The following is a 9,809-nucleotide window of genomic DNA, read 5'->3' on the forward strand; positions in this document are numbered from 1 at the left end:
CGCGGCGCTACACCGCATCGCCTTGACTCAGGCCCGGTGTTGCCCAGCACGTGAACTGCTCGAGCAGCGCAAGAACAGTGGCGACGGCGCGAGCATCGACACGGAGACCTCCCCGGTCATGCCTTGAGACTCACCGCGACGAGCATGTGCGACGTCATCGGCTGTCACGTCGGTGACGGCGTCTCCGCGCCAGAGCGATCAGCCCGACCACCACGGCAGATCCCGCCAGCCCCGCCGACGTACCCGAAGGCAGCGCCGGCCCAACGACGCGTGGCAGATCCGCGATCGGCACGTGCACGCTGGTAGGCCACGTGCCCATTGCGCCCTCGACGCGCACTTGACCGCGTTGGATCCGAATGCTGGTGACCTCGAACGGAAATCGCCCGATCGGGGAGTCGATGATCATGAAGATGCTTCCTCCATCCTATGCGCGGCGACGGCCTCGTGGGCGTGGTCGACCACGTCTTGCGCGGTGAGTACCGAAGCGGTGGGCTGGATATAGGTCACGTGGGGCGCATCGACAATTGCGCCGTCCACGTTCCGCAGCGGCCGGAGATCTCCTGCAAGGACCACTGCGTCGCACGACAGCGTGGTGCGATCGGGGTGCGCACACCCGACGGCCTCGGTCACCAGTCCCTCGACGCGGTCATGGCCGAGAACCTCCACAGGTCGATTCCGGGACAGGATGGCGACGGACACACCCGCTGGCGGGCACGGGGCGGGCCCGTCGGAGATGAGCGTCACATGCGTCCCCCACGGGAGATCTTTGAGCACCAGGTCGGCCCAATAGCCACTGCCGCACATCGCAATTCGCCGACCCAAGTTCACTCGACCTTCGAGCAGGTGATGTGCGACGGTGGCCACGAACAAACCAGCTGGCCGGCTGCCGAGCACTGGAAGCTCCGCAGGCGTGGCTGGCCGGGTGCCACCAGCGAACACGAGATGATCAGCCTCGATCCAGGCGCGGCGTCCGGGGCCGATGACCAGCAGCCGACGGTTCTTCCAGCGCAGTGCGGTGTAGCCGCACTCGAGTGCGACTCCGCGCCGAACGCATTCGCCCACCAACCGTTTCACCATCGGATGATCGAACTCCCAGGTGCCGCCAGCTGCCGGAAGTCGTTCAATGACACGGACGTCGGCTCTCTCGGCGAGCGCCGCCGCAGCCGCGAGCCCGGCGATACCGCCTCCCACGACGACGATGCGTTCGGTCATGGGGCCACGGTCCCGTTGCCGGGCCCCATGCCCACGTCACCGGGAGCAACGCCATGGGCGTTGGCGGTCAAGAAGATCACACCTGCGAGGCAGACCGAGCCTTGGCAGCGACCGCCGGTGGCCCGGCAGCGCTTTCGCACACCCTCGATCGACCGTGCGGGCACCGCGCTGGTGACGGCCCTCGTGATCTCAGCGGCTGTCACCTGCTCGCAGACGCACACGATCATGTCGTCACCTGCGCTGCGCCGCGTCTCTGCCACTGGGTCGTCACTCAGCAATACGCGCGGGACCGCGGGCAGGTGGGCGATGCGGTCGCAGCGCGGGTCGGTGCGCTCGCCACGTTCGTCAAGAAGGGCGAGCACACGCGGCCCGAATGCTGGTGAGGTCGACACGCCCGTGGATCGGTTGCGGGCGTGCAGCAGGTTCGGCACGATGTCGTCGAACCCGAGCCGTACGGACTCTTTGGCCGCGGGACGATTTCCCGCATAGGTCTTGATGGCGCGATCCAGCGAGATCGACGGAATGAGTCGCCGAGTCTGCGCGAAGATCCGCGTCAGGTTCTCGGCCGCAGTGGAGCGGTCGTCGGGCTCGCCACCCTCCTCTGCGTCGGGACCAAGCAGCAGCGATCCGTTCGTCGTCGGGGCGACCTCGACCCCACGACTCGACGGCGTCGGAATCGGCAGGACGATTTTGCTCATGTGTTGGCCGAAGTCACGGTCGAGGATCCAGTACTGCCCCTTGCGAGGCCACATCCTGATCTCCTCACCGCCGGCTAGTTCGCTGACCGCACCCGAGCCGATGCCCGCGGCGTTGACGAAATACCGACCGCTCACCGCGCCGCGCCCCGTCAAGACGGCACTGAGCATTCCGTTGCGTTTCGCGAACCCCGTCACTGGGGTCGAGAAGTGAAACTGCGCTCCGTTGAGCGCGGCCAGCTCGGCGTACGCCCAGTTCAATCGCATGGGGTCGACGATGCCTTCATCCGGATAGTGCAGAGCGGCAGTGCAATTCTCCGATAACATCGGCTCGAGCCGCCGGGCTTGGTCTCCGTCTAAGCGTTCAACCTTTGCCCCCGCGGCCCGCACGTCGCGCTCGAGGTCGTCAAGTCCGCGAATGCCTTCGGCGTCGAACGCAACGGTCAGGGCGCCAATCCTGCGGTAGGGGACGTCGAGGCGTGCACACAACTCCTCCCATCCGTCATTCGACTCGGCGAGCAGTTCGCAATCCAGGCTCGGCGGTGGCCCGTAGTACGAGCTGGTGATGCCGGCGTTCGCCTTGCTGGCGCCCTCGGCGACATCGGAAGCCGCTTCGAGCACGCACACCGTCAAGTCGGTCTGCGCCAATTCCGCGGCGATGGCGCAGCCGATTACCCCGGCACCGATGACCACCACGTCGAAGGCATTCGGGATACTCACGCTCATGACCGACGCGATTCGTAGATCGGGCGTAGCGCCTCGAAGGTATGCCGGTAGGTCTGCCATTGGTCCCGGTATTGTGCGTGCGCAACCGGATTGGGTTCGCGCGCAGGTGTCCACCGGACCATCGCCGCGGCAGCCGTAGGAACGTCGTCGTGCAGCCCAGCTGCGACCGACGCGAGGGCGGCGGCGCCCATCGCAGCGGCGTGGGGCACCTCCGGTGTACGTACCGCGCAGCCGGTGACGTCGGCTTTGACCTGGTTCCAGAATGGGCTGGCGGCCTCGCCGTCGACGATGGTCAACGGCGTGTCCCCAGCGTCACCCATCAGGGCTAGCGTCGGTATGTACAGCAGCGCAATCGATTCGATCATGGCTCGCGCCAGATGTGCCCGCGTGTGCTTGCCAGTGATGCCGATGAACGTCGCGGTCGCCCCTTGCTGGTAGAAGGGGGCGCGCTGGGCGCCGTCGACGAACGGGAAGAACTGGACGCCCTCGGCGCCGCGCGGGACGGACGCGGCCATCTCGAGGATGTCGCCGTAGGCGGTCTGGGCGGGAAGCTCGGGACAGATGACGTCGCGAAACCAGCGCAAGCTCGACCCGACGCTGTCGATGGTGGCCTCCCGCATGAAGAGTTCTGGAATCACGTAGGGAGAGCAGTCCGTCCGCCCGTCAGGGTCGGGCCGGTAGGCGTCGGTGACAGTCCGCCAGGAGCTGCACGTGCCGGTCCCCAGGGAACGCTGCCCCGGCTGGACGGCACCCGAGCCCAGTGCCGCCGCATGGTCATCGGCGCTGCCCGCGGCCAGAACCACGTCGGCGGACAGGCCGAGCCGATTCGCCCAAGACGTGTCGAGGGTGCCGGTCGCGTCCCACGGCTCATACACGGGACGGTCGAACAGGCCGGCATCGATATCGACTGCGTCGAGAATTTCACTACTCCAACACCTTTGATCGACGTCGAACGCGATGCTCCTCGTCGGCGTCGTCGGCTCGGTACCAGTAGCCCCAGTCCCCAGCAGGCTGAGTGCGTAGTCCTTCGGTGATGCCACGCGCACGGTGTCCCGCCACGCGTCCGCGGCATGCTCGCGTGCCCACATCAGATTGAGAAGCCCGCCACCCACGACGGGGCGACCACCGGTGATCTCGATCAGTCTGCGATACCCGACGAGATCGGTGAGCCGGCTCAGCTCCGGCTCCGTGCGGCGATCGGTCCAGCTGATGACGGGTGCCGTCGGATGACCCGCACTGTCGAGCATGACCAGCGGATCGCGTTGCGCCACTATCCCCAACGCGTGGACCCGACGGCCGGAAGCGGCCGTGGCGAGCTGGTGCACGACCGTCTCCAGCGCCGACATCCAATCGCTGGCGTCGTTTTCATTCCAGCCGGACCGGGGATGGTGCATGGGGTACTCCGCGCGAGCTTCGGCGACGAGCTCGCCGGTGGCGCTGACGGCAACCCCCTTCATCGAGCCAGTGCCCAGGTCCACTCCGAGGACGACGTCGCCACGCAGCAGGTTCACTGTGTGCGGCGCCTCTCCACACTCGCCACGCCGCTGACTGCTTGGGCTGCAGCCGAATTGGCACTATAGAGATCGACACCCGCGTTGCCGGCGGCGATCCGGCGGCGCAGCACCAAGAAGTACCAGAGCGCGGCCAGTACCGCGCCCCCGGCGACCACCTTGACCGCGCCGTGGAACGGTGCGGGAAGTGAGAGCGTGAGAACCGCGCAGACGATCCACACGAGGCCGAAGCACATCAGCGGCACACCGAAGCGTCCGAGGTTGAATCCGCCCTCGACCTGTGCCAGTGTCCGGCGACGGATGATGTAGGCCACGACGATGAGCAAGTACACCAAATACGGCGCCAGCGACGTCGCACCGATGAGGGTGGCGAACGCATCGGTCTGGAAGTAGCCCCAGAACATCATCGCCATCATGATGGCCCCACAGGTGAGGAGCGCCTTGATCGGTGTCTTCGTCTTCGGGGAGACGTCCGCAAGATGGCGTGACGCCGGGAGCATGTTGTCGCGCCCCAGGGAGAACACCAGGCGCCCGGCGCCGGCGATCGTGACGACGACCAGGGCGTACATCGAGAACGCCACGAGGAACACCAGCAGACGCACCAGTGCGGTCGGCAGCCAATGTTCGGCGATGGTCACCAGCGGCTGGGACGACTCCTGCACGGCGCTGAGGTTGGGGATGGCCAGCGTAAAGCTCACCAGGGCAATCATGCCGAGCACCGCGGACACGGCCACCCCGGCGATGACACCGCGCGGGACCGCTTTCTGCGAGTCGATCGCCTCTTCACTGAGATCGGCGGACAGCTCGAATCCGACCAGTGTGTAGATCCCGATGAGTCCGGCCAGGGCGAAGCAGTAGAAGGCGGAGCCGCCTTGGGTGCGCGTCGTGTCGGTGAGGATGCCGGCCGGCGAGCGCTGCGGGTCGTCGGTGTGGATCGCCCACATGATGAGCAGCAGGACGGCGAGGAACATGGTCCCGGCGATCTCGGCGAATACCGCGAGGTTATTCACCCGCGACGCCAGTTTGACGCTGATGACGTTGATCGCGATGGCGGAGACCATGAGGAAGGCCGCGACGACGAGCACCAGGCGCTGGTCCGGGTCACTGATGCCGAGTGACGTGAGCAGCAGTGGCCCGATGCCGAGCAGGCTGATCGCGCCGACGGTGACGAGCATGTAGATCAGCGCGAACGCTGCTACGAACCACCCGTAGGCCGAGCTGACCAGCCGCGCACCCCACTGATACGCGTATCCGGCCAGCGGAATCTTGGTGGCCAGCTCGGCCATGATGAGTGCCATCACGATCTGGCCGACCGCCGCAATCGGCCAGGTCCAGATGGCCGCGGGCCCAAAGCTATTGATTGCGAAGCCGTAGTTGAGGAAGACACCGGTGGAGATCGAGACGACCGAGAACGCCACTGCGAAAAGGGAGAAGAACTTCAGTGCGCGATTTAGTTCCTGCGTGTAGCCGAATGCGCTAACCACCGAATCGTTGTCGACGACCGGCCCTGACGCCTCCTCCGCGGGGCGACGGTTGATGTCTGTCATGGGTGGCTTCTCTCTTCGGTCGATGTGCGGGTGGGCGATCGGTCGAGCAGGGGATCTATTTCCGAGAACGCCACTGCCGTCGCGGTCAGCGCGCGGTCGATTACGTCGTCGTCATGCGCGGCCGATAGGAACCAGTTGTGGCGGGGGTGCAGGAAGAGACCTTCACGCAGGCACACGCGAGAGAAGGCCGAGGCGATGTAGTGGTCCACGTCGCCGCCGAAGGTGACGTAAGGCATGGTCACCGGCCCGCTGTAGGTGGCTGTGCCGTGAGCAAGTTCACCGATCTGCGCGGCGATCCCGACGCGGAGTCGCTCGCCTGCGGCGGTCATGTCGCCGAAGGCGGTGGTGGTGCGCATCGTCGTGATCGTGGCGATCGCCGCGGCCATCGCCACCGCTCCCGTCCAAAAGGATCCGGTGAGGAACACCCGCGAGGCCGCGTCGCGCAACGAGTCGGACCCGACGACGGCGGCAATGGCGTAGCCGTTGCCGATCGCCTTGCTCCAGGCGCTCAAATCGGGTCGCACGTCGATGGGCTCCCAGCTCCCGCCGACGTTCAGCCGCAAGCCACAGCGAACGTCGTCGAGCACGAGTACTGCGCCGGCCTGGTCGCAGACACGACGGAGCTGGCGTGCGAAGTCGGGACGCACGTCCTGGTTGGCCAGGCCCTCGATGTGCTGGAACGGCGTGATGACGATTGCCGCCAGGTCATTGCCTGCCCTGGCGACGGCGGCAGCCAGACTTTCGGAATCGTTGTACTCGAAGTAGTCGATCGCGGCGCGATCGCTCGAGAGGACGCCGGTCGGCTCAGGGGTGCACCACGGCGCAGCGCCGTGGTAGCAACCGCGGGCCAGCAGAACGACGCCGCGGCCGGTCGCGGCCCTGGCGATCGTCACGCAGGCCGTGGTGGCATCCGTGCCGTTCTTCGCCAGGATCGCCCAGTCCGCGTGATCGATGGTGTCGACGAGTAATTCGGCCAGTTCGACCGCGCGAGCAGACGGACCGTTCTGAGTGTCGCCCAGCCGTGCCTGCCGAGCGGCTGCCTCCTCGATCCGGGGGTTTCGATAACCGAGCACCATCGGGCCCCACGAGCACATGAGGTCGATGAATTGCCGACCGTCGACATCAGTGAAGTGGGCGCCAGTGGAGGACTCCACGAACATTGGATGGTCCGACGTGAGGAAACGATTGTGCTGATGACCCCACATTCCGCCGGGGATCACCTGCTCCGCACGGGTCATGAAGGCGCTGGAGACCAGATGACCGCCGAGGGAGGACGCGTTGATGCTCATCGTGGGCCACTCCCTTCACAGGATCGGTGTGAGAACGCTCTCCCCCGCCAGTAGCCCCGTATGCAGCTACGTAACGGTCGGTGCACTAGTCGATCGTGAGCCAGTCTGCGTTCAGTCCCCGCTTTATGTCAACGATCGGTGTGAAAACAACATGTTTCCATGTTGAAGACGAAAGCGCGTTCGACACCAGCGGATGAGTTCGATGACTTGACCGTCAGAGGCTGACGATGGTGACGGTGGCGTTCCCGTCGACATGCTGGAGTTGATCGGCGCTGGCCCGCTCGTCGACGAGGATGTCGTCGAAGTCGTCGATGCCGGCGACCCGGTGCGTGGCGGTGCGTCCCAGCTTGCTGTGGTCAGACAGCAGCACCCGGCGCTCGCAGGCGGCGATCATCGCCCGTTTCACCCCGACCATTTCTTGTTCCTGGTGCAGTATCTCGCCTCGATCGATCGCTGACGGCGACATGAAGAAGACGTCGGCACGAAGGTTGCGGACCATGTCCTCGCAGAGCACGCCGACCACGCAGTCGTGGCGCTCCCGGTATATGCCGCCCAGCGCGATCAGTTCGATGTTGTCGATGTCCTTGAGTCCGTCCAGCACCGGCCTGAACCCGGAGATGACCGTCAACGGTGCACGATGGCGCAGCTCGGGCAGCATCGGTGCGATGGTCGTCCCATCGTCGAGCATGATGGACATGCCCGGCTCTACCAGCTTCACCGCCGCGCGAGCGATGGCCCGCTTCTCTTCGACCTGAATCGTCTGGCGGTACTGAAGGTTGCTTTCGAAGACCGTGGACGGCTGGCTCGTCACACCACCGGGCACTCGCCGGACCGCCGCCATCCGCTCCAGGTGCTCGACATCGCGGTAGACGGTCATCTGACTCACACCGAAGTGGGTCGCCAACTCAGTGAGCGTCGCCTCCTTACGGTCGGAGACATACCGCAGGATCAGCGCTTGCCGCTGCGCGCGTGCGCCACCTTGCACGGGTGATTCCACTCGACCCCCTGTTTTCTCTGAGCTCTAGGCCGCCGGGTCACCTTAACTGTCCACCACGCGTTTCAGGATCGACCATGCGAGCGTCTCGGCAGACTGAGCGGAGCGCGCAAACCAGGCTGTCGGCGATGGCCTTCTTTGGCAACAGCGCCGCGCCAGGCCCACTCTCGAGTGGGCCTGACTCGGGGTGTGGCAGGTACAGGATTCGAGTGTGCGCTGTGACACCTCGTGACAAGCTTGATTTGCGGCGCGGACCGCTTCATTTCCTACGAGTCGCGACGCACTACGGGATGATCGCTAGCAGCAGGCGCACGAGTTCGGCTTGCCGGTGTGTGTCGGTTTTGTCGAAGATGTGGTGCAAGTGAGTCTTGACGGTGGCCATCGACAACGCCAGATCCGCCGAGATCGGTTTCAGGCCGTCACCGCGCAGCACGCGCAGCGCCACATCGGCTTCGGCGTTGGTCAAGCCGAAGAGCCGTCTTATCAACACCTTTGGCGGATCGGCATCCTGCTCTGGGTCGACGATCATCACTAGAACTCTCGCCGCTGAGGGGTCTTCTCCTGCTGTGAGCGGCAGCACGTGAACGACGTAAGCACGTTTCCCCGATGGGCGGCTGCAGGCGAACGAAGCGCCGCGGCGAGAATCGCTGCGCGGCTCGGCGCACGCACCCGCGATGCTGCCCTGAAGTTCCGTGTTGGTCGACGCGCGGGTCGCCTCCATGCTGCCGGAGCGGATGCATAAACCGTCCGCGGACGTCAGGATTCGCTGGGCTGGGGAGTTGAGGTGCAGGACAGCGTGTTTCGTCCCGACGATGACGATGCCGTGTCGAATGATGTCGATCACCCCGGTGATGTCATCCGCCCTGCTGCGGCCCAACTCAAGGAGATGATCTTGAATGCGAAGCGCTTGTTGCAAGTGGGGAATCAGCGCACTCATGAACTTCACGCACTCAGCGGTATCGAATGGATCTGTCCGTTTCGGCGCCGCGACAAGAACGCATGCGGGCGTTGTGCCGACGGTCAGTCGCATGAACAAACCGTCGTCCATGTCGAACGGGCACATAAAGTCGGCCAGTAATGGGAATTGGAATGAGTTCCGCTTCGATCCAAGGGCGTTGTCTCACGCGCCCGATCGCTTTCACTACGTTCTGTTCCCAATGCGTTCCCAAGTCGGCGATGGCAGTCGGGCGCGACGGCGTCCTGCGATACATCCCACAGGTTCAGTCTTCGCCACTGGTCATGACGTTGCTCTAAAGCAAACCCAGCAGCCCCAAATTGGTGATGTACTTGACGACGATCGGCGCCGAGACATGCGGGATGTCTTTATCAGGGCCGATTTTCGCTTCCTGCACCGCGGAACGGAACCGGTCGGTCGGCGCGATGGTTCCGCGGATCGGCTTTTCGGGGTGCTGGTAGTTCTGCAACAGCGGCAGTAGCGAGGCCTGGCGCTGCTGTTCTGGCAGGGTGCGCAGCGAGGTCTCGAACCGCTGCAACCATGCACCGTAGTCGGCAATGCGATGGATCGAACATCCGGCGTCGATCAGCCAGTCGACGTATTCGTCGAGTCCGATGCCGTCGTCGTAGGGGTTCATCACGTGGTAGGTCTCGAACCCGGCGACGGTCCGTTCACCAAGTGTAGAGATCGCTTCGGCGATGAAATCGACTGGCAGACCGTCGTAGTGCGAGCGTGGCCGATTGCCGTCGGCGTCGAGTTCGTAGAACGAGCCCGGCGCGATGCCGGTGGCGACCAGGCTGAGCATCAACCGGGTGAACATGTCGGGCACGTTGAGCTGGCCCACGTACTTGGTGTCCGCCAGGATCATGTCGCAGCGGAA

8 protein-coding genes and 1 pseudogene are annotated in these 9,809 nt (G+C 65.0%); all 9 read right to left on the minus strand.

Annotation, left to right across the window (positions count from 1 at the left end):
• Positions 1–154 precede the first annotated feature (154 nt).
• Positions 155–406, minus strand: coding sequence for a hypothetical protein (locus QOI01_RS26100; RefSeq protein ID WP_526386066.1), 252 nt, complete (start codon positions 404–406; stop codon positions 155–157).
• Entirely contained in the window at positions 403–1,212 is an 810-nt protein-coding gene (locus QOI01_RS26105; RefSeq protein WP_526386067.1) for an FAD-dependent oxidoreductase, read from the minus strand. Before QOI01_RS26105 ends, QOI01_RS26100 begins: the two co-directional genes overlap by 4 nt.
• Positions 1,209–2,633 (minus strand): NAD(P)/FAD-dependent oxidoreductase, encoded by a 1,425-nt coding sequence (locus QOI01_RS26110; protein WP_526386068.1) that lies wholly within the window; start codon positions 2,631–2,633, stop codon positions 1,209–1,211. The genes QOI01_RS26105 and QOI01_RS26110 overlap by 4 nt, the downstream gene beginning before the upstream one ends.
• A complete protein-coding gene (locus tag QOI01_RS26115) occupies positions 2,630–4,144 on the minus strand; it encodes a xylulokinase (RefSeq protein WP_526386069.1) in 1,515 nt (504 codons plus the stop codon). Before QOI01_RS26115 ends, QOI01_RS26110 begins: the two co-directional genes overlap by 4 nt.
• Positions 4,141–5,691, minus strand: a complete 1,551-nt coding sequence (locus tag QOI01_RS26120; RefSeq protein ID WP_526386070.1) for an amino acid permease — start codon at positions 5,689–5,691, stop codon at positions 4,141–4,143. The genes QOI01_RS26115 and QOI01_RS26120 overlap by 4 nt, the downstream gene beginning before the upstream one ends.
• Positions 5,688–6,980: an aminotransferase class III-fold pyridoxal phosphate-dependent enzyme gene (locus QOI01_RS26125; RefSeq protein ID WP_526386071.1), complete on the minus strand. Its 1,293-nt coding sequence runs from the start codon at positions 6,978–6,980 to the stop codon at positions 5,688–5,690. The genes QOI01_RS26120 and QOI01_RS26125 overlap by 4 nt, the downstream gene beginning before the upstream one ends.
• Positions 6,981–7,194: 214 nt before the next feature.
• Positions 7,195–7,965 carry a DeoR/GlpR family DNA-binding transcription regulator gene (locus tag QOI01_RS26130; protein ID WP_526386072.1) on the minus strand — a complete coding sequence of 257 codons (771 nt, stop codon included), beginning with the start codon at positions 7,963–7,965 and terminating at the stop codon, positions 7,195–7,197.
• 292 nt (positions 7,966–8,257) lie between these two features.
• Complete coding sequence (locus tag QOI01_RS26135) at positions 8,258–9,004, minus strand: helix-turn-helix transcriptional regulator (protein ID WP_526386073.1); 747 nt, start codon at positions 9,002–9,004, stop codon at positions 8,258–8,260.
• 220 nt (positions 9,005–9,224) lie between these two features.
• Positions 9,225–9,809 (minus strand): annotated as a pseudogene (locus QOI01_RS26140) (carboxylic acid reductase); the annotation flags it as partial.

Source organism: Mycobacterium sp., from assembly GCF_032162605.1.
In the GTDB taxonomy this organism is placed as follows: Bacteria; Actinomycetota; Actinomycetes; order Mycobacteriales; family Mycobacteriaceae; genus Mycobacterium.

Coding starts and splice junctions, on each gene's coding strand:
- QOI01_RS26105 (WP_526386067.1), bottom strand. CDS start 1,212: ATGACCGAACGCATCGTCGTCGTGGGAGGCGGTATCGCCGGGCTCGCG.
- QOI01_RS26100 (WP_526386066.1), bottom strand. CDS start 406: ATGATCATCGACTCCCCGATCGGGCGATTTCCGTTCGAGGTCACCAGC.
- QOI01_RS26125 (WP_526386071.1), bottom strand. CDS start 6,980: ATGAGCATCAACGCGTCCTCCCTCGGCGGTCATCTGGTCTCCAGCGCC.
- QOI01_RS26110 (WP_526386068.1), bottom strand. CDS start 2,633: ATGAGCGTGAGTATCCCGAATGCCTTCGACGTGGTGGTCATCGGTGCC.
- QOI01_RS26120 (WP_526386070.1), bottom strand. CDS start 5,691: ATGACAGACATCAACCGTCGCCCCGCGGAGGAGGCGTCAGGGCCGGTC.
- QOI01_RS26135 (WP_526386073.1), bottom strand. CDS start 9,004: ATGCGACTGACCGTCGGCACAACGCCCGCATGCGTTCTTGTCGCGGCG.